This window comes from Cellulomonas chitinilytica (assembly GCF_016862675.1).
GTDB lineage: Bacteria > Actinomycetota > Actinomycetes > Actinomycetales > Cellulomonadaceae > Cellulomonas > Cellulomonas chitinilytica.
Map to the genome: position 1 here is coordinate 110,348 of NZ_BONK01000003.1, position 25,188 is coordinate 135,535.

At 74.0% G+C, this 25,188-nt stretch carries 28 protein-coding genes; 20 read left to right on the top strand and 8 right to left on the bottom strand.

The window, feature by feature from the left end:
- The first annotated feature begins 88 nt into the window (after positions 1-88).
- Positions 89-2,731, top strand: coding sequence for a substrate-binding domain-containing protein (locus tag Cch01nite_RS05155; protein ID WP_239069915.1), 2,643 nt, complete (start codon positions 89-91; stop codon positions 2,729-2,731).
- Between the two features lie 61 nt (positions 2,732-2,792).
- Here the strand turns inward: Cch01nite_RS05155 and Cch01nite_RS05160 are convergent, their stop codons facing one another.
- Positions 2,793-4,589 carry a DEAD/DEAH box helicase gene (locus tag Cch01nite_RS05160; RefSeq protein WP_203749483.1) on the bottom strand — a complete coding sequence of 599 codons (1,797 nt, stop codon included), beginning with the start codon at positions 4,587-4,589 and terminating at the stop codon, positions 2,793-2,795.
- 269 nt (positions 4,590-4,858) lie between these two features.
- Entirely contained in the window at positions 4,859-5,272 is a 414-nt protein-coding gene (locus Cch01nite_RS05165) for a CoA-binding protein (protein WP_203749486.1), read from the bottom strand.
- A 136-nt stretch (positions 5,273-5,408) separates the two neighbouring features.
- Between Cch01nite_RS05165 and clsA the strand changes: the two genes are divergently transcribed.
- The 8 genes from clsA (at position 5,409) to Cch01nite_RS05205 (ending at position 11,523) form a co-directional block, all read left to right on the top strand.
- Positions 5,409-5,996 carry a cardiolipin synthase ClsA gene (gene clsA / locus Cch01nite_RS05170; RefSeq protein ID WP_203749488.1) on the top strand — a complete coding sequence of 196 codons (588 nt, stop codon included), beginning with the start codon at positions 5,409-5,411 and terminating at the stop codon, positions 5,994-5,996.
- Positions 5,993-6,955: a DUF881 domain-containing protein gene (locus tag Cch01nite_RS05175; protein WP_203749491.1), complete on the top strand. Its 963-nt coding sequence runs from the start codon at positions 5,993-5,995 to the stop codon at positions 6,953-6,955. The genes clsA and Cch01nite_RS05175 overlap by 4 nt, the downstream gene beginning before the upstream one ends.
- Positions 6,952-7,284: a small basic family protein gene (locus tag Cch01nite_RS05180; protein WP_203749494.1), complete on the top strand. Its 333-nt coding sequence runs from the start codon at positions 6,952-6,954 to the stop codon at positions 7,282-7,284. Before Cch01nite_RS05175 ends, Cch01nite_RS05180 begins: the two co-directional genes overlap by 4 nt.
- Positions 7,281-8,750 carry a DUF881 domain-containing protein gene (locus Cch01nite_RS05185; protein WP_203749497.1) on the top strand — a complete coding sequence of 490 codons (1,470 nt, stop codon included), beginning with the start codon at positions 7,281-7,283 and terminating at the stop codon, positions 8,748-8,750. The genes Cch01nite_RS05180 and Cch01nite_RS05185 overlap by 4 nt, the downstream gene beginning before the upstream one ends.
- Before the next feature lie 133 nt (positions 8,751-8,883).
- On the top strand, positions 8,884-9,369 hold the full coding sequence (locus Cch01nite_RS05190) for an FHA domain-containing protein (RefSeq protein WP_203749500.1): 486 nt from the start codon (positions 8,884-8,886) through the stop codon (positions 9,367-9,369).
- A 46-nt stretch (positions 9,370-9,415) separates the two neighbouring features.
- On the top strand, positions 9,416-10,189 hold the full coding sequence (gene ftsR / locus Cch01nite_RS05195) for a transcriptional regulator FtsR (RefSeq protein WP_203749503.1): 774 nt from the start codon (positions 9,416-9,418) through the stop codon (positions 10,187-10,189).
- A 64-nt stretch (positions 10,190-10,253) separates the two neighbouring features.
- A complete protein-coding gene (locus tag Cch01nite_RS05200; RefSeq protein ID WP_203749506.1) occupies positions 10,254-10,772 on the top strand; it encodes a bifunctional nuclease family protein in 519 nt (172 codons plus the stop codon).
- A gap of 163 nt (positions 10,773-10,935) precedes the next feature.
- Positions 10,936-11,523, top strand: a complete 588-nt coding sequence (locus Cch01nite_RS05205; protein ID WP_203749509.1) for a MerR family transcriptional regulator — start codon at positions 10,936-10,938, stop codon at positions 11,521-11,523.
- Positions 11,524-11,549: 26 nt separating this feature from the next.
- On the opposite strand, the gene Cch01nite_RS05210 is transcribed toward Cch01nite_RS05205, so the two are convergent.
- Positions 11,550-12,317, bottom strand: coding sequence for a ParA family protein (locus Cch01nite_RS05210; RefSeq protein WP_203749512.1), 768 nt, complete (start codon positions 12,315-12,317; stop codon positions 11,550-11,552).
- A gap of 121 nt (positions 12,318-12,438) precedes the next feature.
- Between Cch01nite_RS05210 and Cch01nite_RS05215 the strand changes: the two genes are divergently transcribed.
- Genes Cch01nite_RS05215 through Cch01nite_RS05225 form a run of 3 tightly spaced genes read left to right on the top strand, consistent with a single transcriptional unit; the run spans position 12,439 to position 13,804 of the window.
- Complete coding sequence (locus Cch01nite_RS05215) at positions 12,439-13,080, top strand: MBL fold metallo-hydrolase (protein WP_203749515.1); 642 nt, start codon at positions 12,439-12,441, stop codon at positions 13,078-13,080.
- 58 nt (positions 13,081-13,138) lie between these two features.
- On the top strand, positions 13,139-13,282 hold the full coding sequence (locus Cch01nite_RS05220; RefSeq protein WP_203750158.1) for a hypothetical protein: 144 nt from the start codon (positions 13,139-13,141) through the stop codon (positions 13,280-13,282).
- A gap of 36 nt (positions 13,283-13,318) precedes the next feature.
- On the top strand, positions 13,319-13,804 hold the full coding sequence (locus tag Cch01nite_RS05225) for a GNAT family N-acetyltransferase (protein WP_203749518.1): 486 nt from the start codon (positions 13,319-13,321) through the stop codon (positions 13,802-13,804).
- On the opposite strand, the gene Cch01nite_RS05230 is transcribed toward Cch01nite_RS05225, so the two are convergent.
- Complete coding sequence (locus tag Cch01nite_RS05230; protein WP_203749521.1) at positions 13,805-14,806, bottom strand: AraC family transcriptional regulator; 1,002 nt, start codon at positions 14,804-14,806, stop codon at positions 13,805-13,807.
- A 119-nt stretch (positions 14,807-14,925) separates the two neighbouring features.
- Here Cch01nite_RS05230 and Cch01nite_RS05235 point away from each other — a divergent pair, with 119 nt between their 5' ends.
- Positions 14,926-15,636 carry a class I SAM-dependent methyltransferase gene (locus tag Cch01nite_RS05235; protein ID WP_203749523.1) on the top strand — a complete coding sequence of 237 codons (711 nt, stop codon included), beginning with the start codon at positions 14,926-14,928 and terminating at the stop codon, positions 15,634-15,636.
- A 3-nt stretch (positions 15,637-15,639) separates the two neighbouring features.
- Here the strand turns inward: Cch01nite_RS05235 and Cch01nite_RS05240 are convergent, their stop codons facing one another.
- Complete coding sequence (locus Cch01nite_RS05240; protein ID WP_203749525.1) at positions 15,640-16,284, bottom strand: hypothetical protein; 645 nt, start codon at positions 16,282-16,284, stop codon at positions 15,640-15,642.
- A 481-nt stretch (positions 16,285-16,765) separates the two neighbouring features.
- Here Cch01nite_RS05240 and Cch01nite_RS05245 point away from each other — a divergent pair, with 481 nt between their 5' ends.
- Positions 16,766-17,803, top strand: coding sequence for a tyrosine-type recombinase/integrase (locus Cch01nite_RS05245; RefSeq protein ID WP_203749526.1), 1,038 nt, complete (start codon positions 16,766-16,768; stop codon positions 17,801-17,803).
- 25 nt (positions 17,804-17,828) lie between these two features.
- Here Cch01nite_RS05245 and Cch01nite_RS05250 read toward each other — a convergent pair whose 3' ends face one another.
- Positions 17,829-18,830 (bottom strand): glycosyltransferase family 4 protein, encoded by a 1,002-nt coding sequence (locus Cch01nite_RS05250; protein WP_239069917.1) that lies wholly within the window; start codon positions 18,828-18,830, stop codon positions 17,829-17,831.
- Between the two features lie 192 nt (positions 18,831-19,022).
- Here Cch01nite_RS05250 and Cch01nite_RS05255 point away from each other — a divergent pair, with 192 nt between their 5' ends.
- From Cch01nite_RS05255 to Cch01nite_RS05280, 6 genes are all read left to right on the top strand, one after another.
- On the top strand, positions 19,023-20,159 hold the full coding sequence (locus tag Cch01nite_RS05255) for a glycosyltransferase (RefSeq protein ID WP_203749527.1): 1,137 nt from the start codon (positions 19,023-19,025) through the stop codon (positions 20,157-20,159).
- Positions 20,159-21,208 (top strand): glycosyltransferase, encoded by a 1,050-nt coding sequence (locus Cch01nite_RS05260; protein ID WP_203749528.1) that lies wholly within the window; start codon positions 20,159-20,161, stop codon positions 21,206-21,208. Before Cch01nite_RS05255 ends, Cch01nite_RS05260 begins: the two co-directional genes overlap by 1 nt.
- Before the next feature lie 77 nt (positions 21,209-21,285).
- Positions 21,286-22,752, top strand: a complete 1,467-nt coding sequence (locus Cch01nite_RS05265) for a glycoside hydrolase family 130 protein (RefSeq protein WP_239069919.1) — start codon at positions 21,286-21,288, stop codon at positions 22,750-22,752.
- Positions 22,749-23,156: a cupin domain-containing protein gene (locus Cch01nite_RS05270; protein WP_203749532.1), complete on the top strand. Its 408-nt coding sequence runs from the start codon at positions 22,749-22,751 to the stop codon at positions 23,154-23,156. The genes Cch01nite_RS05265 and Cch01nite_RS05270 overlap by 4 nt, the downstream gene beginning before the upstream one ends.
- A gap of 125 nt (positions 23,157-23,281) precedes the next feature.
- Complete coding sequence (locus Cch01nite_RS05275) at positions 23,282-23,716, top strand: LapA family protein (RefSeq protein ID WP_203749535.1); 435 nt, start codon at positions 23,282-23,284, stop codon at positions 23,714-23,716.
- A 75-nt stretch (positions 23,717-23,791) separates the two neighbouring features.
- A complete protein-coding gene (locus Cch01nite_RS05280; RefSeq protein ID WP_203749538.1) occupies positions 23,792-24,274 on the top strand; it encodes a hypothetical protein in 483 nt (160 codons plus the stop codon).
- 78 nt (positions 24,275-24,352) lie between these two features.
- Here Cch01nite_RS05280 and Cch01nite_RS05285 read toward each other — a convergent pair whose 3' ends face one another.
- Positions 24,353-24,691 carry a VOC family protein gene (locus tag Cch01nite_RS05285; protein WP_203749541.1) on the bottom strand — a complete coding sequence of 113 codons (339 nt, stop codon included), beginning with the start codon at positions 24,689-24,691 and terminating at the stop codon, positions 24,353-24,355.
- A gap of 41 nt (positions 24,692-24,732) precedes the next feature.
- Complete coding sequence (locus Cch01nite_RS05290) at positions 24,733-25,176, bottom strand: iron chaperone (RefSeq protein WP_203749544.1); 444 nt, start codon at positions 25,174-25,176, stop codon at positions 24,733-24,735.
- Between the last annotated feature and the right edge of the window lie 12 nt (positions 25,177-25,188).

Sequence of the window (25,188 nt, forward strand, 5' to 3'; positions counted from 1 at the left end):
TCGACTCCGACGATGTGGGCGAGGGGTGTCTGTGATGGGAACGGTGCGGCGTGGGCCGGTGTCACCGACGGCACGACGAACGATCGGCGTGCTGTCGCCCGTCGTGGGTGGCTTCTACTTCGGTGCGCTCATCGCGGGCGTCGCCCGGGCGGCTCGCGCCGCAGGTCACCGCGTCGTCGCCGTCCAGACGTACCCTGCCGGGCTCGACCGCGAGCGGTACCCCGACGAGTCGATCCTCGACGCCCCGGTCGCGCTCGGGGCGGTGGACGGGCTCGTGGTGGTCGGCAGGGCGCTGCGCGCGGACCGTCTCGCGGCCGTCCAGCAGTGGGGCGTCCCGCTCGTCCTCGTGAGTGAAGAGCCGACCTCCGCCGATGACCCGGTGGTCGTCCCCGACAACGACGGGGGCATCCGGGCCGCCGTCGAGCACCTCCTGGGGCACGGCCACACCCGCATCGGGTTCCTCGGCTGCCTGACCCAGCGCGACCAGCGGGAGCGGTTCGCGACGTACCGGGCGACCCTCGCCGAGCACGGCATCGAGCCGGCCGAGCAGTGGGTCTACGAGGCGTCCGACAACCACGAGCAGGGTGGCGCCGACGCCGCGGCCCGGATGTTCGCCGCGGGGATGCCGACCACGGCCGTCGTCGCGGCGACCGACCGCAACGCGATCGGGTTCCAGCGGGCGCTGCGCGCCGCGGGACTCGTGCTGCCCCGGGACCAGGCGGTGATCGGCTTCGACCACGCCGACTCGGGCGCCCGGGTGACGCCGCGGCTGTCCACCGTGGACGCGCACTACGACCGGGTGGGGGAGACCGCCGTCTCGCTGCTGCTGTCGAAGATGCGCGGCGAGGACGTTCCGGGCGGCGAGTACCGCGCCCCGTCCTCGCTCGTGCTGCGCGAGTCGTGCGGCTGCACGGACCTCGCCGCCGCCACGCGCGTCGGGGCGCCGGGGTCGACGCTCGCCGCCTGCCACCAGGCCCTGCGGGCCGTCGCGGAGTCGGCGTTCGTCGGCCCGCTCGGCGCGGGCGCGGGACGCCGGTCGGGCAGCGCGCCGCGGGACACCTGGTGGCACGCCGTCGTCGAGCCGCTGGAGGCGGCGGCGGAGCGTGGCGCGGTGCCCAACCCGCCGACCCTCGCCCGCCTCGCGGACCTCACGTCCGCGATGCAGCCGCACCCGGAGGCTCTCGAACAGCTCGTCACGTGCGTCCGTGCGATCGAGTCGCAGCACGTGGAAGCGCTCTCCGACCCGGCCCACGAGACCCCGCTGCGCCGCACCGTCACCGAGGTGCTCCTCGCCCTGACGAAGGGCTGCACCCGCGCGATGCTCGCCCGCAGCGGCCAGCTCGAGCGCACGATCGTCGACCAGTACGAGGTCGACATGGACCTGCTGCGCGGCGACGGCGCGAGCCCGCGCGCGCTCGGCTGGCTGCCCCGCGGCGTCCGGGGCCACGCGTGCCTCGCGCTGTGGCTCGGTGCGGACCGCGGCCCGGGCGACCGCGAGATGGAGATCGTCGGCGTCCACGACACGTCCGGCACGCTGTCTCGGCTGGTGGGCATGCGGACGACCGCGAGCCAGTTCCCGCCCGCCGCGCTGACCCGCGCGGGGACCGTCGGGTCCAACGAGCTGACCTTCGTCGTCCCCGTGACGTTCGGCGGGAGCGACTGGGGCCTGCTGGCCATCGACGGCACGGTCGAGACACGGGCGACGAGCGCACGCGACCGGTTCAACCACTGGGCCGCCCTCCTCGCCGTCGCCCTCGACCAGGAGCGCCTGCTCGCCTCGTTGCGCGAGCAGCGGCGCGCGCTCGAGCAGGCCGCCGCACGCGAGCGCTCCCTCGCCGACACCGTGCGGGCCAGCGAGGAGCGGTACGCGCTCGCCTCCATGGCCGCGCACGACGGCACCTGGGACTGGGACGTGTCCGCCGGCACGGTCTACTACTCGCCGCGCTGGAAGCAGACGCTGGGCTACGACGACGACGTGATCGGCGACTCGCCCGGCGAGTGGCTCGAACGGATCCACCCCGCCGACCGTGACGAGGTCTCCGCGTCGATCGCCTCCCAGCTCGCCGGCACGGGCACACCCCTGGAGCTCGAGCACCGCGTCCGCACGTCGTCGGGCGACTACCGCTGGATGCTCTGCCGCGCCGTCACGGTGCTCGACGACGCCGGCTGCCCCGCGCGGCTGGTCGGAGCGCTGGTGGACGTCACCGAGCGCAAGGAGGCCGAGCTCGCCCTGCAGCGCGACGCGCTGCACGACCCGGAGACGGGACTCGTCAACCGGCTGCTGTTCCTCGACCGGCTCGGCACCGCCGTCCTGCGCACCCGCCGCTCGTCGACGTACGACTGCGCCCTCGCGGTGGTCCGGGTGATCGACGACCAGGCCGTGCCCACGCAGGGCCGCCCCGACGGCGACGCCCGCGTCGACCTGCACCGGGAGCTCGTGCGCCGGCTGCGTCGCCCGCTGCGCGAGGGCGACACGCCCGCCCGGATCGGGGAGGACGAGTTCGCCGTGCTGCTGGACGACGTCGGGCCTGGCGGCCTGCCGGACCGCCTCTCGCAGCTCCTCGACCAGCTCCAGCACGAGATGGGCACGCGCGTCCGCGTGGGCGTCCTCGGCAGCATCCGCGGGTTCCGCGACGTCACCGAGGTGCTCCGCGAGGCGGACATCGTGGTGCTCCGCGGCGGACCCGCACCCCACCGCGCCGAGGCGCGTCCCGGGCCCGTCCTGCGCTGAGGACGGGCCGAGCCCGGGCCGACGTGCGGTCCGGGCTCGGCAGGTCGTGCGTGAGGCGAGGTCAGCTGCGGCCGCGCTGCGGGCCGTGCGAGCCGTGCGGCGGGCGCGAGGCACCGTGCCCGGGGCGCGGGCCGGTGTCGAGCCGGATCCGCAGCGGCCGGCCGGCGACCCGGGTCCGCGCGAGACGGTCCACGGTCTCGGCCGACAGCCCGCCCGGGATGTCCACGAGCGAGAAGCTGCCGAAGATGTCGATCTTGCCGAGGTCCTTGCCGGTCAGGCCGCCCTCACCCGTCAGCGCCCCGACGAGCGCACCGGGCTGGACGCCGTCACGGTGCCCGACCGCGACGCGCCACCGCGGCGGCCCGCCGGCGATGTGCGTGTCGGCACGGCGACGCTCGCCCCGCTCGGGACGGTCGTAGCCGCGCTCGCCGTCACGCTCGCGGCCGCCACCGGTGAGGTGGGCGCGGGAGAGCGCGTCGTCGAGGTCGTCGCCCTGGACCGCGACCGGGCCCTCGTCGCCGACGGAGAGCGCGGCGACCACCGCGAGCAGGTCGACGGGGTCGACGCCCGGGTTCTGCGCGAGGTGCACCGCGATCGCCTCGCGGTACAGGTCCAGGCGGCCGACCTCGGCACGTGCCGCCGTCCGGGCGAGGAGCGCCTGCACCCGGTGCGCGGAGACCTCGGCGGGCGTGGGGATCTTCACCTCGAGCAGCGACTGCCGGGTGGTCCGCTCGATCTGGCGCAGGCGCGACTGCTCGGCCGGCGTGACGAACGACAGCGCCTCGCCCTCCCGACCGGCGCGGCCGGTGCGGCCGATGCGGTGCACGTACGTCTCGGGCTCGCGCGGCACGTCGAAGTTCACGACGAGACCGATGCGGTCGACGTCCAGGCCACGGGCGGCGACGTCGGTGGCGACGAGCACGTCGAGCGCACCCGTGCGGAGCCGGTCGACGATCTTCTCGCGCTCGGTCTGCGCGACGTCGCCGGAGATGTACGCCGCCGAGATCCCGCGCTCGACGAGCGCGCTGCCGACCTCCTCCGCCGCACCGCGGGTGCGCACGAAGACGATGGCCGCGTCGGCCTCGGACACGGCGAGCACGCGGGCGAGCGCACCGGTCTTGTGGCGGTGGGGGACCACGGCGTAGGTCTGCCGGACGCTGGTCACCGTGGACGCCTGACGGGACACGGTGATCTCGACGGGCCGGTTGAGGTGCTGCTCGGCGACCCGACGGATCTGCGGCGGCATGGTCGCGGAGAACAGGGCGACCTGGCGCTCGCGCGGCGCGGCCTGCAGGACCTTGTCGACGTCCTCGGCGAAGCCCATGCGCAGCATCTCGTCGGCCTCGTCGAGCACGAGGAAGCGGACCTGGTCCATCTTCAGCGTCCGGCGCTCGAGGTGGTCGATCACACGTCCGGGCGTGCCGACGACGACCTGTGCGCCACGGGCCAGCGCGCGCTGCTGCGGCAGGAACGGCGAGCCGCCGTAGACGGCGAGCACGTTCAGGCCGGGCAGGTGCGTCGCGAACGACTGGATCGCGTCCGCGACCTGCATCGCGAGCTCGCGCGTCGGGGTCAGGACGACGGCCTGCACGGCGGGGGCGTCGGTGTCGATCGCGGCCAGGAGCGGCAGGCCGAACGCGGCGGTCTTGCCGGTCCCGGTCTGCGCGACGCCGACGATGTCGCGGCCCTGGAGCAGCGCGGGGATCGCCTGCGCCTGGATGGCGGAGGGGGTGACGAAGCCGAGGTCGGCGACGGCGCGCCCGAGGGCGTCGGGCATGCCCAGGTCGGCGAAGGTGGGCCCGGCCTCGACGGCGGGCTCGACGGCAGGGGACATGGAGGTGGGCACAGAGGTGCTCATGGCGGCAGCAGACCGATCGTCGTCGGGGGGAGGAGCCCTGACCCGGACGCCAGGAGGCGACCGGCAGGTCGCAGCCCCGAACACCCATGGCCAGCCGTCGTGACGGGTGGCTCGACATTTCACGCGAGGGTGCTGACCGCCGTTGGCGGGACGCACCCAGACCGGGGGACGCGACGAACTCCAGATTCAGACGACATCCTACGGTGCCGGACGCCTTCTGACGTGGCCGGACGGCGGTGACGTCGGGCACACGAGCGACGAGCTCGTGGTCAGGACAGGCCGAGCGCCCGGCCCTCGATCGCGGGGCAGCGGTCCATCACGACGTCCAGCCCCGCGTCGGCCGCCCGGCGGGCGGCGTCGGTGTCGACGACCCCGAGCTGCAGCCACACGGCGCCCGCGCCGGCGGCGATGGCGTCGTCGACGACGGACCCGGCCGCGGCGCTGTTGACGAACACGTCCACGACGTCGATCCGCCCCGGCACGTCCGCGAGCGAGGCGTGCCCGGGCGCTCCGTGCACGGTCTCGGCGCGCGGGTGCACAGGCACGACCTTGTGCCCGATGTCCTGGACGTACCGCGCGACGCCGTACGCCGGACGAGCGGTGTTCGTCGACAGCCCGACGACCGCCCAGCGTCCGGGCGTCGTGAGCAGGCGGCGGATGACGTCGGGGTCGTTGAGCTCCATCACCGCAGCGTCGCACGCACGCGACCGCGACGCAGCGGTGGCGCGTGCGAGGTCGCGGCGCCGTCCCGGTCAAGGACGCGCCCCGGGCCGCATAGGATCGACGCGGCCAGCGACCACACACCTGACGGGGGAGGCAGTGACGCAGAACGACGTCGTCACCTCGCGGGTGCTGACCGTCCCCAACCTGATCAGCCTCGTGCGTCTGCTGCTCGTGCCCGTGTTCGCCTGGCTGATCGCGACGGGCCGGGACGCGAGCGCGGTGCTCGTGCTCGCCGTGTCCGGCGCGAGCGACTGGCTCGACGGCGTCCTCGCACGCCGGCTCGGCCAGGTGTCGCGCCTCGGTCAGCTGCTCGACCCCGCCGCGGACCGGCTCTTCATCCTCGTCACCCTGTTCGCGCTCGCGTGGCGCGACGTCGTCCCGTGGTGGCTGCTCGGCGCGCTCGTCGCCCGCGACGTCGTGCTCGGCGTCATGCTCCTCGTCCTCGCCCGCGCCGGGTGGGCGCCGCTGCCCGTGCACCTCGCCGGCAAGGCCGGGACGTTCGCGCTCCTGTACGCGTTCCCGCTCCTGCTGCTCGCCCAGTGGGCCGCACCGGTCGGCACCGTCGCCTGGGTCGTCGGCTGGGCGTGCGCGCTGTGGGGCGTCGGCCTGTACTGGTTCGCGGGCGCCCTCTACCTCATGCAGGCCCGGCGGCTGCTGCGCGGTCCGGCACCGGAGGCCGTGTGAGCACCCGGCACTCGGCGGAGTCGTCCCGTCCGCTCGACGCGTCGATGACGCTCCTGAACGAGGTGTACCGCCGCCCGCTCGACCCGGGGTACGCGCAGGCAGCCGCCCGTCGTTCCCAGCAGCCGTCGCGCCCCTCCCGGCGCTCGGCGACCGGGCTGCTCGTCCTCGCGATGGTGCTCGGCCTCGCCGTCACGACCGCGACGCTGTCGCTGCGACGCCCGGCCGGCTCGGTCGTCGCAGCACGCCACCTGCTCGAGCAGCAGATCGTCCAGCGCGGCGACGAGGCCGCCGACCTGCAGGAGCAGGTCGAGCAGCTCAGCGCCGAGATCGCCCGGATGCAGGACGAGGTGCTGCGCGCGGAGGAGCCGGGCCTGGGGGCACAGCTCGCGAGCGACGCCGTGGCGTCGGGCGCCGTGCCGGTGAGCGGCCCGGGCCTGCGGGTCGTCCTCACGGACGGACCGATCGAGGACCCGGACGTCGTCGACTCCCCGTCCCGCGTCCGCGACGGGGACCTGCAGGTCCTGGTGAACGGCCTGTGGGCCGCGGGCGCCGAGGCCGTGGCCGTGAACGGTGAGCGCATCACGTCGACGACCGCGATCCGCAGCGCGGGCGACGCCGTCCTCGTCGACCTCGTCGCCCTGGCCAGCCCGTACACGGTCGACGCCATCGGCGACGCTCCCGGCATGCAGACGGCGATCGCCCAGGCGAGCGCCGGGCAGCACCTCGCGATGCTGCGCAACTCGTACAACATCGGCGTCCGCATGTCGTCCGAGCACAAGCTCACCCTGCCCGGCACCGGGCAGACGACGTTCTACTACGCCACGGTGCCGCCCGAGCACGCGCCGACGGTGTCACCCAGGCCCAGCGCGACGGACGACGGCGGGCCGGCGACGGGGAGTGCGCCGACGGGCAGCGGTGTGGAAGGGTCGGCAGGTCGTTCAGGGAGGGATGGCACGTGATCGCAGTCATCGGGTTGGTCGTCGGAGTGGTCGCGGGGCTGCTGCTGCAGCCCACCGTGCCCGTCGAGCTGCAGCCCTACCTGCCGATCGCCGTCGTCGCGGCGCTCGACGCCCTGTTCGGCGGCCTGCGCGCGATGCTCGACGGGATCTTCGACGACCGCGTGTTCCTCACGTCGTTCCTGTCGAACGTGGTCCTCGCGGCGCTGATCGTGTTCCTCGGTGACCAGCTCGGCGTCGGCAACCAGCTCTCGACCGCGGTCGTCGTGGTGCTCGGCATCCGGATCTTCTCCAACGCGGCGTCGATCCGCCGGCACCTGTTCAAGGCATGACGGTGGACGGGACGCACGAGGACGCGCAGGCAGCGGGACCGCCCGACGAGCCGGACGAGCAGCTGCCGGCCGGCACGCGTGCCGACCCGTCCGACGCCGTCGACGTCGAGCCGTCCGCCGACCTCCCGCCCGCGCCGGACGACCTGCCCGCTGCCGACAGTCCGGGTCACGACCTGTGGCCGGGGGACGCGCTCGACGCGCCCGGGACCCCGACCGACGACGGCGCCCGACCCGAGGACGTGCCGGCGCCCGAGGACGTGCCGGTACCCGAGCTCGACGTCCAGCACGAGCTCGCCGCCGAGACCCGGGCGATCTCCGTCGTCTCCACCCCGGCGGACCCGGGCGACGAGCCCGACCTCGTCGAGGACGCGCACACCGCCGGCACGGCCGCCGCGACCGGTCCTGCGGTGCTGGACCGTGACGCGTCGACCGACGTCCTGCCTCCCGTCGAGCCCCGACCCGTGGTGCCGCCGGAGCCGGAGCAGCCCGCCCCGTCCGCGGTCCCGTTCGACGAGCTCCCCGAGGGCGCTCTCGCGGGGCCGGGGCCCGTGGTCTTCGCAGACGTCGACCCGGACACGAGCCCGGACCCCGATCCCGGCGTCGGCCCGGTCGACGCGGACGCCTCGCCCGAGCCCGTGCAGGACGGTGTGTCGCCCGAGCCCGTCCAGGACGCCGTGCCGCCCGCCGCGCAACCAGCCGTGCCGCCCGCGGGGCCGCAGGCGTCCGCCGCGGCGACCACCGGCACGAACGGCTGGATCGTCCTGGGGCGAGCCCTCCGCCCTCGCCTCAACCGCGCCCAGCTGCTCGCCGCCATGCTGTGCGCCGTCCTGGGGTTCGCTCTCGTGGTGCAGGTGCGCCAGACGGGCGGTGCGAACCTCGAGGGCATGCGGCAGGCCGACCTCGTACGGATCCTCGACGAGACGACGACCCGGGGCGACGCGCTCGCCCGCGAGGCGGCGGACCTGCAGCGCGAGCGCGACGGGCTCGTGTCCGGCTCCGACACGCGCCAGGCAGCGATCGACGCCGCGGAGCGGAGCGCCGCCACCCAAGGCATCCTCACCGGGCGGCTGCCCGCCGAGGGCCCGGGCGTCAAGGTCACCCTGACGGAGCCCGAGGGCGCCATCAGGCCGGCGACGATGCTCAACATGCTCGAGGAGATGCGCAACGCCGGGGCGGAGGCCATCGAGCTGAACGGGCAGCGCATCACGGCCAGCAGCGCCTTCACCGGCTCGGCGGGGGCGGTCGAGGTCGACGGCGTGACGCTCCAGGCGCCCTACGTGTGGATCGCGATCGGAGACCCCGACATCATCGGTCCGGCGCTGAAGATCCCCGGCGGAGCTCTCGCACAGGTCCGCAGCAACGGGGGCCACGGCACCGTGGAGGCCCAGGACCTCGTCCAGGTGACGGCCGTGCGGGCCGTGCCCGACCCCGTCTACGCGACCCCCGTCCCGCCCCAGTCCGATTGATCCGGATCGCGCACGGCGCGGCTGCTCACAGGCGTAGATCGTGCTGCGCGCACACGTCGCGGCCGCATAGGGTGTGCCTGACCGCCTCACGGCGGCGGCGGTCGACGGCACGAGCAGGGCTCCGGGAGGCGTAATGAGCGACGATCAGCAGGCCCCGGGGGGACAGGACCCCCAGGTCGCGCGGCCCGCGTACGGCCCGGACACGACGATGGCGTTCGGCTCCCTCGAGCCGGTCGAGATCGAGGCGGCCGCACCCGTCGGGCTGACGCCCGACGAGGTCGCGGCGGTGCACGCGCTGCCGCCCACGAGCGCGCTCCTGGTGATGCAGCGCGGCCCGAGCGCCGGTGCGCGGTTCCTGCTCGACGCGGAGCGCACGGTCGCCGGCCGCTCGACGCAGGCGGACATCTTCCTCGACGACGTCACGGTGTCGCGCAAGCACGCCGAGTTCGTCCGCGACGGCCAGCAGTTCGTCGTGCGCGACATCGGGTCGCTGAACGGCACGTACGTGAACCGGTCGCGCATCGACCAGGTGGTGCTGCGCGCAGGTGACGAGGTGCAGATCGGCAAGTACCGCCTCACGTTCCACCCGAGCCCGCAGCGCGAGTCGCCACGCTCGTGAACGAGGACGTGCAGGGTTCGGTCGGGGTGTCGGGGGTGGTCGACGGATGAGTGGGGCCGGGGCGCAGCGCGCCGCAGCGGTCGAGGCGGTGGACGGGACCAGGGTCGCGCACGAGGGCGAGCCGTGGCCGAGGGGCCTGTCCCGCCGCGCGTCGATGCGCATCTCCGACGTGCTGGCCGCCCTGCAGCTCGAGTTCCCCGCCGTGACCACGTCGAAGCTGCGCTTCCTCGAGGAGCAGGGCCTCGTGGAGCCGGTGCGGACGCCCGCCGGGTACCGCCAGTACTCGCCCGCGGACATCGAGCGGCTGCGGTTCGTGCTGCGCCAGCAGCGGGACCGCTACATGCCGCTGAAGGTCATCAAGGAGCGCCTGGCCGCGCTGGACGCCGGCGAGGAGGACGAGCCGACCACGCCGGCCCGGCTCGCCACCCGCGACGGCGTCCGGGAGACCGCCGGCGTCCGGTGGACGGTCGAGGCGCTCGCAGGTGAGGCGGGCGTGGCGCCCGGGTTCGTCGAGGAGCTCGTCACCGCCGGCGTCCTGCGCACGCACGGCCGCTCGTCGTTCGACCCGTGGGCCCGGGACGTCGTCGTGGCCGCCGCGGCGCTCGCCGAGCACGGCATCGACGCCCGCCACCTGCGCCAGTTCCGCGCGGCGGCCGACAGGCAGGCCGACATCGTCGAGCAGGTGGTCGCACCGTGGCGGGGGCGTCGCAGCGCGTCGTCGCGCGCCCGGGCCGGCACGGTGGCGGCCGAGGTGGGCGAGCTGTGCACGCAGATGCACACGGCGCTGGTCCGTGCGGCGGTCGCGGAGCTCGCTCCCTGAGCCGTCGCGCGTCCGGTTCGTGTCCGTCCAGCCGGATCGTCCCAGTCGTCGTAGCGTGGGGCGCGTGGGGGAGGACGCCGAGCTCGTGCCCGTCGAGGTCGTCGGGGTGCGCCAGCACCTGGCCGACGACGAGATCGTCGTGCTGCTCCTCGACCCCGACTCCGAGCTGCTGGTGCCGATCCTCATCGGTCCGTCGGAGGCGAGCGCGATCGCGTCGGCGCAGGCCGGCATCGTGCCGCCGCGCCCGATGACGCACGACCTGCTGCGCGACGTGCTGCTGGCCACCGGGTCCGGTCTGACCCGGGTCGAGATCACGCGGCTGGAGGACGGCGTGTTCCATGCCGAGCTCGTGCTCCAGACGGGACCGCGCGTGGACTCCCGGGCGTCGGACGCGATCGCGCTGGCGCTGCGCTTCGGGTGCCCGGTGCTGTGCTCGGCCGAGGTGGTCGCCGTCGCGGGGATCGAGGTGCGGACCACGACGTCCGAGCAGGATCTCGAACGTTTCCGCCGGTTCCTGGACGTCGTCACGCCGGACGACTTCGGGAGCGGCGAGGAACCGGGGGAGGACACGCGGGCGGACTGACCAGGGACGGGACCAACGTTCACCTTCTGGTCGAAGGTGAGACTCGCCGGGGGCGACACGCCCGGGACGGCGGTTCGTTGCATCGGCACCTGCCCGGGCCTAGCGTGACAGGCAGTCGAGTCAGGCCTGCGCACCGAACGGTGCGCGTCGAGCGGAGGACCACGTGGTCAGCAACGAGAACGCCGAACCAGTGGTCGGCGTGCCGCAGCGCGTGCAGGGCCTGCTCTTCGACGACGACCTCCCCGACCTCGACACGTCGACCGGCTACCGCGGTCCGACCGCGTGCCGCGCTGCGGGCATCACCTACCGGCAGCTCGACTACTGGGCCCGCACGGGTCTCGTCGAGCCGTCGGTCCGACCCGCGACGGGCTCGGGCACGCAGCGCCTGTACAGCTTCCGCGACATCCTCGTGCTCAAGGTCGTCAAGCGCCTGCTCGACACGGGCGTCTCGCTCCAGCAGATCCGCACGGCCGTGAGCCACCTGCGCGAGCGCGGTGTCGAGGACCTCGCGCAGATCACCCTCATGTCGGACGGCGCCAGCGTCTACGAGTGCACGTCCGCCGACGAGGTCATCGACCTCGTGCAGGGCGGGCAGGGCGTCTTCGGGATCGCCGTGGGCCGCGTGTGGCGCGAGGTCGAGGGCACCCTGGCGGAGCTGCCGACCGAGCGGGCCGAGGACGACGAGTCCGCGCCCCTGCCCGTCGCCAACGACGAGCTCGCCCTGCGCCGCCAGGCCCGCAGCGCGGGCTGACGACCGGGCGCGGTCGACTCGCGGCGTCAGCCGCGCGGAGCGCGCAGCGCGCGGTCGAGGAGCGCGTCGAAGACCTTCGAGAGCTCGGCCGCCGCGGCGCCCGGCCACACGTGGACGGGCTGCGCGGCACCCTGGGCCTGCTGCAGCGCGGCACGCTCGGGGACGGAGGGAGACAGCACGAGCGGCCCGTACAGCGTCGCGAGCTCCTCCTGACGGAACGCCTGCTCGACGGACCGTGCACGGACGCGGTTCACCACGATGCCCAGCGGCTGCAGCTGCGGCGCCGGCCCCCGACGCAGCTCGTCGATGGTCCGCATCGCGCGGCCCACGGCCATCACCGCGAACAGTCCCGGCTCGGTGACGACGATCGCGCGGTCCGCGGACGTCAGGCCGGTGCGCGTCAGGCCGCCGAGCGACGGCGGGCAGTCGATGAGGACGAGGTCGTACCCGCGGACCCACGACAGGGCGTAGCGCAGCCGGTCGACGTCGGCGTCGTCCAGCCGGTCGTGCGTCGCCGAGCGCTCGGAACCCACGAGGACGTCGAGTCCTTCGTCGGCCCATGTGCTCGGCGCGGTCGCCTGCTGCACGGTGGCCTCACCGGGCTCGTCGAGCACGGCCGCGACGTCGGCGCCGGCAGCGGCCCGGACACCGAGCGCCATCGTGGCGTCGCCCTGCGGGTCGAGGTCGACGACCAGCGTCCGGAGCCCGCGTTCGAGCGCCGCCGACGCGAGACCCAGCGTCACGGACGTCTTGCCCACGCCACCTTTGAGACTGCACACCCCGAGGACCAGCACGGCGCCACCGTAACGGGCGCCGGCCTCCCACGACGAAACGACGGCGGCCACGGCGCACCGAACCCGACATCCACGCCCAGATCGCCCGGCACGAGCCTGGGAAGTGGGAAAGAATGCTCCCATGACTCGCCTGACCCGCTGGGGACACTCCTGCGTCCGCCTCGACCGTGACTCCTCGACGCTCGTCATCGACCCGGGGGTGTTCTCGTCCCTCGACGGGGCGCTCGCCGGCACCCGCGCCGTCCTCGTCACGCACGAGCACGCCGACCACGTCGACGTCGCCCGGATCGCCGCCGCGACGCAGGAGGAGGTCGACGTCTGGGGTCCGCAGGCGGTCGTCGACGCGCTCGCCGGAGCGGGTGCGGCACCCGAGCGGCTGCACGCGGTCCGGGCGGGCGACACGGTCGACGCCGGCGGCTTCGAGGTGCGGGTGCTGGGGGAGTGGCACGCACTCATCCACGCCGACATCCCGCGGATCGCGAACGTCGGGTACCTGGTCGAGAACGTCCTGCACCCGGGCGACGCGTTCGTCGACCCCGAGGGCGCTCCCGTCGACGTGCTGCTCGCGCCGCTCGGCGCGCCGTGGCTCAAGCTGGGTGAGGTCGTCGACTACATCCGCGCCGTCAAGCCCCGGCAGGTCGTCGCCGTCCACGACGTGCTGCTGAGCGACCCCGGCCGCGGCCTCTCGGTGCTGCAGCTCGGCCGGCTCGGGGGCGCCGGGGAGCTGGTGGTGCTGGAGCCGGGGGACGGGATCGACCTGTGACTGCTGACGGGGCCACCCGGTTCCCCGTAGCGTGGACGACGTCCGAGAGGAGAGCCTGGTGACGCAGCCCCCGGGGCACGAGGTGCCCGAGCTCGAGTACGACGAGACCGTGCCGCCGCGACCTGAGGAGGAGATCGCCGACGTCGCCCGGGCCGTCCCGGACCCCGAGGGCCACGGGACCACGGCGCGCGAGGAGCCCTGACCCACAAGACCTTCCGCGGTGAGGCATCCTGTGCTGGTGCTGATCCACCGTGTGGTCGAGGACGACTGGCGCCTGATGCAGGAGGTACGACTCCGGGCGTTGCGGGAGGACCCCGAGGTGTTCGGGTCGTCGCTGCAACGAGAGGAGCGGTTCCGGGAGTCGCACTGGAGGATGCGCACGCGGTCGAGCCCCAGCTGGATCGCGCTCGACGAGCAGGGCACCGGGCGGGGCATCGTCGGGATGATCCTCGAGCCGGGCTCGCCCGAGGACGACCGGCACGTCGTCTCGTTGTGGGTCGCTCCCGAGGTCCGTCGCCGGGGCGTCGGGTGGACGCTGCTCGACACCGTGCGCCAGGCGGCGCTAGACGACGGCGCGCGGACGCTCTCGCTCTGGGTCGTCGACGAGAACCACCCGGCGGTCGACCTGTACGTGCGGGCCGGCTACGCGCGCACCGGCGAGCGCCACGAGGCGCAGCGTGAGCCCCCCAAGATCGAGGAGCGGTACGTCCTCGAGCTGCGCTGATCAGGCGCGCGTCTGCCGCCGCCACTGGATCGGCGTCACTCCGTGCTGCTCACGGAACCGGCGCACCAGGTACGTGGAGTCGCGGTAGCCGGTGCGGTCGGCGACGACGGCAACGGGCAGGTCGGTCTCGGACAGGAGGCGGCGCGCCTCGATCATCCGGCGCTCCGTGAGCCACTCGAGCACGGTCCTGCCCGAGCGTTCGCGTACCACCGTCGTCAGGTGGCCCGTCGTGTAGCCGAGCGAACGGGCGACGTCACGCGTGGAGATCGGCTCGCGAAATCCCGCCTCGACGGCGTCGAGCACCGCGGCCACGAGCGGGTCACGTGCCCATCCGCCCGACGACGGGTCCACCTCGGGGGTCGGTGCCACGCCCGGCACCGCCGGGGCTGCCACTCGTGCGAGCGACACGAGGAGCAGGGTGAGGGCCGCGGTCGCCGCCTCCTGCGCGCCCGGCCGCACGCGTCCGGGGGAGTGCACGCCCGCCTCGGCGGCCAGGATGCCGAGGAGCGTCGCCCACGAGGCACGTTCCTCCTCGGGGACGGACAGCACCCGCGGCGAGCCCGCGTCCAGACCGCTGAAGGCGGCGAGCAGGGGGTGCTGGCGCCAGACGAGCGGCGCCACGGCGTGCCGCCCGAGCGCCTCGGCGGTGAAGAAGGCGAGCCACACCCGGGCGTCGCCGGGCTGCACGGACGCCCCGCGCACGACCTCGCCGGGCGCGACCAGGCAGACGTCACCGGTGGCGAGCTGCCAGTCGCCGGAGTCGACTCGCAGCGTCCCGGCGCCGCGCTCGACGTGGACCAGGACGTGGAAGTCGTGCGCGTGCGGGCCGTCCCCGGGGACGTGGTCGGGCCTCAGGTCGGCGTCGACGACGAGCTCGGCGCCGATCGGCACCGTGCCGGGGCTGGGCAGGTACGCGACGACCGGCGTCCCGTCCGCCCGCAGCCGGCGCACACGCGTGCGGGGGAGCAGCGGCGGCCCGCTCGCCGAAGAACGTCGCACCATCGCGTACTTCCGTCCTGGTCCGGCGGACCCGGCCGCAGGACGCTCGTCGTAGCCCGTCAGCCGGCTCTCGTGATCCGGCGGCACGGCCCCAGGTTCGCACGACAGAACAGGTGATCCCCATGGCCTCGCAGCACGACGTCCGCCTTCTCGACCCGTTGGCCCACGACGCCACGCCCGAACCGTACCTGCCGGCCGCGGGCAAGCCGTGGCTGCTGCCGCTGTATGACCCGATGACCCGCCTCGGCGGCGTCCGCCGACGCCACGCACGCCTCGTCGCGCTGTCGGGGATCGCGGCAGGCGACCGGGTGCTCGACCTCGGCTGCGGGACCGGGAACCTCGCACTCCTCGTCGCAGCCTCGGTCCCCGGCAGCGTCGTCACGGGCGTCGACCCCGACCGGCCGTCGCTCGAGCGCGCCGCACGCAAGGCCCGGCGGCGACGCCTCCCGATGACGCTCGTGCGCGGGTACGGCCAGTCGCTCCCGCTGCCTGACGAGAGCGTCGACCACGTCGTCTCGGCGCTGGCGCTGCACCATGTCGCGCCGGACGCCCGAGCGGCGACGGCGGGGGAGATCCTGCGGGTGCTGCGTCCCGGCGGAACGGTGACGGTCGCCGACTTCAGCGCGCCCGACGAGCACGGTCGACAGGGTGGTCACGGGCACCGCCTCCGCCGGAGGCACGACCACAACGCAGGGCACGCGCTTGCCGACGGCAATCGGGACGGGGGGATCGTGCAGCTGCTCACCGGAGCGGGGCTCGGGGGAGCGATCGTGCTGGAGCACGACCGGCTCGCCGGCTCGTCCCTGACCTACGTGCAGGCCAGACGCGCCTGACCGTCATTCGCCGGCTGGTCCGAGCATCGCCTGCCGACGGCCGACCAGCTCGACGTGGATCAGTTCGGCGGCGAGCTCCACGCAGACGTGACGGTCGGGCAGGGTCGCGAGTTCGGCGGGGCCGTCCTCGACCAGCTCGACGAGCTGCGCCAGGTCGCGCTCGAACGTCGGCCTGCTCCCTGCAAGGACGAGCGTGCCGGCGGCGACCGAATGACTGAACCGGTCGCGGTTCTCACGGTGGTACCACGAGTCGGCGTCCTCGCGTCCGTCATAGGCGGACGGGGGGAGGACGATCGTCTCGACATGGCCGGGGCCGAGCCGGCTCCGGAGCGACTTCCATCGGGATGCCGGGAGCTGCAGCCAGTGGTGCACCAGGACGAGCTCTAGACAGAGAGCAGTGCTCTCGGTGCCGTCCGACGCGATCGGGAGGTAGGTGATCGTCCGTGGCGACCGTGCAGCGAACGCCCAGGCGATCGTCAGCGCACGGAACGAGTGCGCGTCGAGGGCGCCATCGAAGCTGTTCCAGCAGATCTGCCGGTCGACCAGCCAGCCGGTGAGCGGATCGGCCGGACGGACCACCCGGTAGGCAGCGCTGCCCAGGCGCACCGTCTGCACGGACGCCTTCAGCTCGAGACCGGTCACCTTCACGGCGGGGACTGTGCCACCGGACCGGGACGCGGTGCACGTCAAATGCGTGACGTCCCCTGCGTATTGACATAATGCTCATTATCGGCGTTCCGTCGGTTGTCGTGCGGGACGGCGAGAGGGGCCATCCAGAGGCACTGGTGAACTCGTCGCGCCTCGGTCAGCAGCCGACCCCGGGCGCAGGCCCACAGCGGCGTCGCCGGTGACCGCCGATCGCCGGTGACCGCCGATCGCCGGCCGTGGAACGGATGCGCATGCCGAGCGGAACCGGCGCAGACGTCCGGACACACGGCGGGTCGCGTCGCCGCGCGAACGACCGACATGGACATGACGGCGCCGTCGCCTGTCACCGGCCCGACGGTCCGCCGCCGGGCCGGACGCCCCTCTCGGGAGCCCCGTGTCCGAAATGCGCGCATAGGGAGCACTATGCGAACGTTTCCAGAGGCGCCCCTGCGCTGTCGGAACCCGCCGCTACGGTGCGGACGTGCTGCTCATCGACGTGGTCGACCCGTTCCTGCTGGACAGAGCGACGCTGACGCGCCGCGGTCTGAGCGACACGTCCCGTGCGGCCTACCGGGCGGACGTCGCGACCTGGGCCAGGCAGATCGCCCGCCTCGACGGACGGCTGCCCCAGCGACCGACCGCCGACGACCCGGATCCGTTCCGGGTCGTCGCGGTCGCCGACCTGACCGAGACGACGATCAAGTCCGCGTACCGGGTGATCCGCCTGACCGAGGCGCCCGCGACCGTGCAGCGCAGGGTCGGCACGCTGCGCCTGCTGGTGCACTGGCTGCAGGTCGAAGGACACCTCGTCGGCGACCCGACGCTGCGGATCGAGGCGCCGTTGCGACCGACCCGGCTGCCGGCAGGATGGGACGACGCCGAGCTCGCCCGGCTGGCGACGACCGTCTGGGCGGATCGTCCCGGACGGCCGAACGCTCGCCGCTGGCCGGCGCTCGAGAGGGCATGCTTCGCCATCCTGGCCACGACCGGCCTGCGCGCGGCCGAGTTGTGCGCGCTGACCAACCTGTCGATCCGCGATGCCGGCCAGGAGGCGCTGCTCGACGTGATCGGCAAGGGGGACCAGCAGCGTGCGGTCCCGATCCCGCCGGAGGCCGTCTCCGTGGTCCAGGAGTACGTCGCGGAGCGGGACGCCCGCCTCGGCACCCAGCCGCCCTCCGGTCCCTTGCTGCTGACCACACAAGCCGCTCCCCTGACCCGTGGTGCGCTGCGGCACCTGGTCGACGGATGGATCTCGCGGTCCGGGATCAGCCGGTTCGACGGCGAGGCGGTGCACGCGCTGCGGCACAGCTACGCGAAGGGCCTGATCCGCTCCGGGGTCCCCGCACCGGCGGTGCAGACGCTCCTGGGCCACCAGGACCTGAAGACGACCGGCATCTACGTGAAGGCGACGGCGGCCGACGTGCGCGACGCCGCGCTCCTCTCCCCCGCCCGGCGCGTCCTGCGCGACGTCGTCGGTCCCGCCACCGCCGGTGCGGCCGGCGCGCGCCCCGACGGGTAGCGAGGACACGCCGCCGGCCCCGCCGTCACCGTTCGGCGGCGATCCGCAGGAACAGCCGCTCGTAGTCGTCGACCATCCTCTCGGCCGAGAACCGCGCCACGGCGTCGAGACGGCACGCGGTCCGGTCGATCCGGGCGGCACCCGCGACGGCGGCGACGGCCGCCGGCAGGTCGGCGACCAGGAAGCCCGACACGCCTGGCCGGACGAGCTCGGTCATCGACCCCCGCGCGAACGCGACGACCGGCGTTCCGGTCATCAGCGACTCGACCACGGAGAGCCCGAACGGCTCGTCGAAGTCGATCAGGTGGAGCAGGGCGCGCGCCCCGCCCAGGAGCCGGTCGCGCTCACCCGGTCCGACCGGGCCGACGTACCGGACGCGGTTGCCGTCCACGTGCGGGAGCACCTCGTGACGGTGGTACTCGGCGTCGTGGACGACGCCCGCGATCACGAGCGGCAGCCCGGCGCGTCGGGCCACCTCGATGGCGGTGGCAGTGCCCTTGTCCGGGTGGATCCGGCCGAGGAACAGCAGGTATCCCCCGTCCCCCGTGCCGAGCGTGAAGGCGTCGGGGTCGATCCCGTGGTGGATCGTCGCGGCGTACTCGAGGTCCGGGTGCCGGTCCGCGTCGCTGATCGCGACGTAGTGCACGACGTCGTCGTACGCGCGGTAGACCGGGACGATCCGATCGGAGGAGAAACCGTGGATCGTCGTGACGACCGGGGTCGCCGTGAGCCGGCTGAACACGAGCGGGAGGAAGTCGAACTGGTTGCTGATCACGTCGAACCGGTCCGCCCGCTCGAAGACCGCGGCGATGTGCAGCGCCTCGGCCACCTTGGCGTCGACCGACGGGTCCTCCTCGTAGCCGGCCGGGGCCTCGGCGTGCAGGCGGGCCGCCGTGCTCGAGTCGGCGGATGCGAAGAGCGTGACGTCGTGACCACGAGCCACGAGGCCCTCGGTCAGGGTGGACGCGACCTGCTCCCACGGCCCGTAGCCGCGCGGCGGGACGCGGTGTGCGATCGAGGCGAGCACGGCGACTCTGACGACGGCCTCCCGGGGTCGCAGCGAGAGTACGCCCCGAGCGCACGCTGATACGCTCGCACCCTCGCCGGACGTTCGAACCGGTGACCGGCGCCGACCCGACGGCGCCCCAGGGACGCGGCCTTCTCACTCTCACCGTGCACGGCAGCACTCTCGCTGCGCGAAGGCACCAGGGAAGAAGCCATGAGCGTCCGTCTCGGAGTTCTGTCCACCTATCCGTCGACCCAGTGCGGCATCGCCACGTTCAGCGCGGCGCTCGTGACGCACCTGCTCGCTGCCGGCGCGGATGTCGGCGTCGTCCGACTCGTGGACTCGCCCGAGATCCGGGTGCCGCCGGTGGTGAGCCAGTGGGTCGCCGGCCAGGTCCGGGGCTCCCGATCGGCGGCCGCGGCGCTCGACCACTACGACGTGGCCGTCGTGCAGCACGAGTACGGGATCTACGGCGGTCCGGACGGCCAGGACGTGCTCGACCTGGTCGCGCAGGTGCACGTCCCCGTCGTGACCGTGCTGCACACGGTCCTGACGACGCCGACGCCGAACCAGCACCGGGTGCTCGCCGGCCTGGTCGACCGCTCCGCCGCGCTCGTCACGATGACCACGACGGCCCGCGACCGGCTGACCGCCGGGTGGGGCGTCGACCCGGCGCGCGTCACGGTGATCTCGCACGGTGCGGAGGACAACCGCTCCCCCGGTGTCGTCACGCCCGGACGGCCCGCGGCCCGTCCGCGCACGGTGCTGACCTGGGGCCTGCTGTCCGAGGGCAAGGGGATCGAGTGGGCGCTGCTGGCCCTCGCCGAGCTCCGTCGGCACGCCCCCATGCCGACCTACCAGGTCGTCGGGCAGACCCATCCGCGCGTGCTGGAGCGGGAGGGCGAGGCGTACCGCGACCGGCTGGTCGCGCTGACCCGGGACCTCGACCTGAGCGCGTCGGTGCGGTTCGACGGCAGGTACCTGTCCGGCCCGGAGCTGCGTGGGGTGGTGCGCCGGGCCGACGTCGTCCTGCTCCCCTACGACTCGCGCGAGCAGGTCACCTCCGGCGTGCTGACCGAGGCCGTCGCGGCGGGCAAGCCCGTCGTGTCCACCCGGTTCCCGCACGCCGTCGAGCTGCTGTCGAGCGGCGCCGGTCTGCTGGTCCCCCAGCGCGACCCGTCCGCGATCGCGGCCGCGCTGGTGCAGGTGCTCACGGTGGACGGCGTCGCCGAGGCGATGGCCGACGAGGCGCGACGCCTGGCCGACTCGCTGCTGTGGCCGGCAGTCGCCGAGCAGTATCTGGACCTCGCGGCGAGCGTGCAGCATGTGGCGCTCCCGGCCGCCGTCTGATGCGGGCCACGACCGCCCCGGGCCGCGCCGGTCCCGACCGCACCGTGCGCCTCGACCACCTGGTCCGCCTGACCACGCCCACCGGTCTGTTCGAGCACGCCCTGGGGTCCGAGCCCCGGGTGGAGCACGGGATGTGCGTCGACGACGTGGCGCGAGCCCTCGTGGTCATGGCGCGCAGCGAGCACTCCGACCCCGAGGCCGAGATCCTGACCAGGACGTACCTGACGTTCGTCCGATCGGCGCAGCGACCCGGTGGGCTCCTGCACAACCGCCGCAGCCCCGACGGCCAGTGGCTCGACGAGCCGTCCACGGACGACCACTGGGGCCGAGCCGTGTGGGCGCTCGGGACCGCCGCGGCGCACCTGTGGGACGGCGAGCTCGCAGCCGTCGCGAAGCTCGGGGCGACGTCAGCGCTGGCTGCGCGCTCACCCCACCCCCGCGCGATGGCCTATGCGGCGCTCGGCGCCGTCGAGCTGCTTCGGGCCGACCCCCGTCACGGCGGAGCACTGCGACTTCTGGACGAGGCCCGCGCCGTCCTTCCGCGACCGGGCTCCGACCTGGGCTGGCCCTGGCCGGAGGCCCGCCTCACCTACGCGAACGCCGTGCTGCCGGAGGCGTTGATGGCGGTCGGGGACGTCTTCGCGGACGACGCCCTGCTCGCCGACGGGCTCGGGCTGCTGGACTGGCTCGTCACCGTGCAGACGACGGACGGGCACCTGTCGATGGTGCCGGCCGGCGGACGCGGCCCCGACGACGACCGGCCGGGCTTCGACCAGCAGCCGATCGAGGTCGCGGCGTTGGCCGAGGCCGCCGCGAGGGCCCGACGACTCACGGGAGACCGCGCCTGGGACGTGGTGCTCGAACGGTGCACCGCCTGGTTCGAGGGCGACAACGACGCGGGCGTCCCCGTGCGGGACGCGGCGACCGGCGGGGGCTTCGACGGGCTGGAGCCGACTGGCGTCAACCAGAACCAGGGCGCCGAGTCCACGCTCGCATGGCTCGCCTGCGCTCAGCTCGTCGGCGCCGGCCGTCCGAGGGCAGCACGATGACCGTGCCCGTCACCGACGGCCGGGGCCCGCCGTGGGTGCGACGGACCGATCACGTCCTGCGCCCCGATCCTGATCGCGTGCTGGCCCGCCTGTTCTTGCCCGGGCAGGAGATCGGCCCGTCCGGCGAGTCCCGGTCGGCCGCCGTCCTGGGGCGCGTGCTCGCTCTCGACGACGACGAGGTCGACCGTGAGCTCCGCGATCTCGTCGCCAGGTTCGGCGACCGCCACCACGACATCGAGGCGACCTGGGACGAGCACTTCGCCCTGGTCCGGCACCGCGTCGCCGGCGCGCGACAGCTCCCCACGAACCGGCGACGCCTCGCCGGGGCGTACTTCACGCACGAGTACTCCGTCGAGGCGGCGGCCTTGTTCAACCCGTCGATGGTGCAGCACCCGGACCAGAGCGGCCTCCCCGCCGGCTCGACGCGTCTCCTCATGACCGTGCGCGGGACCGGCGAGGGCCACGTGTCGAGCATGGAGATCCGCACCGGCACGATCGACGTCGCGGGGGCCGTCACCCTCGACGCCGCTCCCACCCGCACCCTGCCGCCCGTCGTCACCGAGCCCCGGTTCGTCCGCGCGGTCTTCGAGCACCAGCTCGCCGACCTCGACGGCGAGCACGAGAACGCGGGGTTCGTCCTCGCCGCGCTGGGACCGCTGTTCGACCGCGCGGACCTCGACGCGGCGCTCGACGACCTGCGCGCGCAACGCCTCACCCGGGGGTCGGCCGTCCGGACCACCGAGTGGTTCGACCGGATCGCCCGCCGCAGCTATCGCGCCGAGTTCCCCCCGGGCTCCCCGTGGAGCGAGCGCGTGCTCATGCCGCAGAGCCCCGCGGAGAGCCACGGCATCGAGGACGTGCGCCTGGTCCGCTTCGCGGCCGACGACGGCACCGTGACCTACCTCGGGACGTACACCGCGTTCGACGGCCGTGACATCTCGATCCAGCTCCTCCGGACGCACGACTTCGCCGCCTTCTCGAGCGAGCCGTTGAGCGGGCCAGGGGCGCGGAACAAGGGCCTCGCGCTGTTCCCTCGGCGGATCGGCGGTCGCTACGTCGCCCTGTCGCGCGCTGACCGCGAGAGCAACGCGGTCAGCGTCTCCGACGACCTGCTGCGCTGGGGCGAACCGGTCGTGGTCCAACGACCCGAGCACGGCTGGGAGCTGGTGCAGCTCGGCAACTGCGGACCCCCGATCGAGACCGAGCGTGGGTGGCTCGTGCTCACCCACGGTGTCGGCGCCATGCGCACGTACAGCATCGGTGCCCTTCTGCTGGACCTCGAGGACCCGACGCGGGTCGTCGGGCGCCTCGCGTGCCCGCTGCTCACCGCGACGGGCGAGGAGCGTTCGGGGTACGTGCCGAACGTCGTGTACTCCTGCGGGGCGATGAAGCACGGCCGCACGCTCGTCCTGCCCTACGGCAGCAGCGACTCGGCCACGCGCATCGCGCTCGTCGATCTCGACGCGCTGCTCGACGCGCTTCGTCCCCCGTCGACGACCGCGTCCCGGCTCGCCCGCTCTCGGCGCACGGACGGACCACCATGACCCTCGCCGTCGGACCGCAGGCCCAGTTCTCGCCGGGGACGGTCCAGCCCAAGCCGTGGGGCGACGAGCGGATCTACGCCGACGGCGAGCACGGCTACGTCGGGAAGATCCTCTCGGTCCGCGCCGGCCACGCACTGAGCCTGCAGTACCACGTGGACAAGGACGAGACGATCGTGGTGATCTCGGGCGACGGCCTGATCGAGCACGGCCCGACGGCCGGCCTTCTCGTCCCGCACGCGCTACGCCCCGGCGACGTGGTGCACCTGCCGCCGACGGTGCTGCACCGCATCACCGCGGTGAGCGACCTGGTGCTCGCGGAGGCGTCGACCGCCTTGCCCGGGTGGCAGGACGACGTCGTGCGCCTGCAGGACCGGTACGGCCGCGACGGCACCACGCACCCGTGACCGGACGGAACCCGACGACCCCGGACAGGCCCGACCGGACCGAACAGGTGTACGATGAAGGCAGTCCCAGGACGAACGGCCCCCATCCGAGTGCCCGCCTCCCGGCACGTGGAGAGCAGGGCGCCATGCCCGTCCAGCGAGGCTTCGACCACCACTTCGACGGAACCCCCGTCCGCCCGGTCCCCGATGGCGAGCGCCCGTCGCTCTCCGATGCCCCGGTGAAGCCCGCGAAGCCGGTGGGCACGGCCAAGCCGCGCAGCACGGCGACGCCGGTGAAGCCGACCGTGCGGCGGCCCGTCCGCACGCGGACCGGCGCCGCCTGGGTCGGCCTCTGCGTGGGCGCACTCGTCCTGGTCGGACTCGTGGTCTTCATGCTCCAGAACACCGCACCGGTCGAGGTCACGTTCCTCGGGGCGACCGGGACCGCCCCGCTCGCGCTCGAGCTCCTGATCGCCGGCCTCGGGGTCGGCGTCGTCGCCCTCGTGCTCGGCGCCCTGCGGATCGGCCAGCTCCGTCGGCGCATCCGCACCGACCAGCACGTGGCTCTCCCGACTCACTGAGGTCGTACCCGGCGCACACCGCGCCACCCGTGCACCGGCGCGCACCGCGCCACCCGACGAAGAGGCTGACCCGCCATGACCACCACGACCACCACGACCACCACACCGTCGACCCACGAGAGGTCGGGCGCCCGCACGGACGACCTGCACCTGCTGTCTGTCCTCGAGTCCGGGCTCCCTGCCCAGCTCGGCACCGTCGACGAGCCTGCGACCTACACCGTGCCGATCGTCGTCTCGCGGCAGGTCACGCCGGGCGAACGCGCGCGGCTCGAGGACCCGGAGACCGCGCGGCGGCTCGCCGTCCGGACCGGGACACGGCAGAACGGCGAGAGCCTGCGCCTCGTGGTCTCCGACCGCCGCCTGCTGATCGAGAACACCACCCTCGACGAGCTTCGCGACGGGCTGGCCGACGCCCTCTCCACGATGCTCCAGGAGATGGGCGACGACCTGCGATCGGAGAGCTCCGACCGTGCCGCGGTGGCACAGTCCCGGGCCGTCGAGGAGCAGCGGCGCGTCGCCGCCGTCCACGCCGCCGTCGCGGCGATCCACTTCGAGTAGAGGCCGTGGAGTCCACCTCGCCCGCCGCCGCGGAGCACCGCTCGGCACGATGACCGACGCCGGTCCGCCTGCGCGCCGTCACGGGTCCTGGAGCAGGCCCAGCACGTTGCCGTCGGCGTCGGTGAAGGTGGCGACCCGGCGGCCTCCGCCGACGTCGTGGACCGCTTCGGTCACGGTGCCGCCCGCGGCGGTCACCTCCCCCAGCTTGGCCTCGATGTCCGCGACCTCCCAGTACGCCACCGGCGAGGTCATCCCCTGCGGCCCGCCGCCGGGGACCAGGCCGATGTGCTGGCCGTCGGTGTCGTACCCGACGTAGTACTCCGAGTCGGCTTGGGGCTCGACACCGAGCAGCGCCGTGTACACCGCCTTGGCGGCCGCGAGGTCGGACACGGGGTGCAGGACGATCTTGATGGACATGACTCCTCCTGAGGGTCGTGATGGACGGTCGGGCGTCCTGCTCAGCCCGCGGCGCGCTGGACGAGCTCGGCGATCCGGGCCTCGTCGGCGGGGGTCAGCTCGGTGAGGGCGAACGAGGTCGGCCACATGGAGCCGTCGTCGAGCGATGCGGAGTCGTTGAAGCCGAGCGTCGAGTACCGCGCCTTGAACTTCCCGGTGGGCTGGAAGAAGACGACGGCCTTCCCGTTGCGGGCGTAGGCCGGCATCCCGTACCAGAGCGTCGGAGCGAGGCTCGGTGCGGCGGCGGTGATGATCGCGTGCACCTTCTCGGCCATCACGCGGTCGGCGCCGTCCATCTCCGCGATCTTCTCGAGCAGCTCGGGCTCGCCGTTGGCGTTCTTCGAGGACGAGCGGCGCACCTCCTTGGCGCGCTCCTTCATCGCGGCCTTCTCGGCGTCGGTGAAGGCGCCGGAGCCGCGCTCGGAGGATGCCGTGGTGACGTTCATGGGAGGTCCCTT

Excerpts from the sequence above, each read along its gene's own strand:
- Cch01nite_RS05160 (WP_203749483.1), bottom strand. The coding sequence starts at position 4,589 with ATGAGCACCTCTGTGCCCACCTCCATGTCCCCTGCCGTCGAGCCCGCC.
- Cch01nite_RS05165 (WP_203749486.1), bottom strand. The coding sequence starts at position 5,272 with ATGGAGCTCAACGACCCCGACGTCATCCGCCGCCTGCTCACGACGCCC.
- Cch01nite_RS05185 (WP_203749497.1), top strand. The coding sequence starts at position 7,281 with ATGACGGTGGACGGGACGCACGAGGACGCGCAGGCAGCGGGACCGCCC.
- Cch01nite_RS05190 (WP_203749500.1), top strand. The coding sequence starts at position 8,884 with ATGAGCGACGATCAGCAGGCCCCGGGGGGACAGGACCCCCAGGTCGCG.
- ftsR (WP_203749503.1), top strand. The coding sequence starts at position 9,416 with ATGAGTGGGGCCGGGGCGCAGCGCGCCGCAGCGGTCGAGGCGGTGGAC.
- Cch01nite_RS05215 (WP_203749515.1), top strand. The coding sequence starts at position 12,439 with ATGACTCGCCTGACCCGCTGGGGACACTCCTGCGTCCGCCTCGACCGT.
- Cch01nite_RS05230 (WP_203749521.1), bottom strand. The coding sequence starts at position 14,806 with ATGGTGCGACGTTCTTCGGCGAGCGGGCCGCCGCTGCTCCCCCGCACG.
- Cch01nite_RS05235 (WP_203749523.1), top strand. The coding sequence starts at position 14,926 with ATGGCCTCGCAGCACGACGTCCGCCTTCTCGACCCGTTGGCCCACGAC.
- Cch01nite_RS05255 (WP_203749527.1), top strand. The coding sequence starts at position 19,023 with ATGAGCGTCCGTCTCGGAGTTCTGTCCACCTATCCGTCGACCCAGTGC.
- Cch01nite_RS05260 (WP_203749528.1), top strand. The coding sequence starts at position 20,159 with ATGCGGGCCACGACCGCCCCGGGCCGCGCCGGTCCCGACCGCACCGTG.
- Cch01nite_RS05270 (WP_203749532.1), top strand. The coding sequence starts at position 22,749 with ATGACCCTCGCCGTCGGACCGCAGGCCCAGTTCTCGCCGGGGACGGTC.
- Cch01nite_RS05275 (WP_203749535.1), top strand. The coding sequence starts at position 23,282 with ATGCCCGTCCAGCGAGGCTTCGACCACCACTTCGACGGAACCCCCGTC.
- Cch01nite_RS05280 (WP_203749538.1), top strand. The coding sequence starts at position 23,792 with ATGACCACCACGACCACCACGACCACCACACCGTCGACCCACGAGAGG.
- Cch01nite_RS05285 (WP_203749541.1), bottom strand. The coding sequence starts at position 24,691 with ATGTCCATCAAGATCGTCCTGCACCCCGTGTCCGACCTCGCGGCCGCC.
- Cch01nite_RS05290 (WP_203749544.1), bottom strand. The coding sequence starts at position 25,176 with ATGAACGTCACCACGGCATCCTCCGAGCGCGGCTCCGGCGCCTTCACC.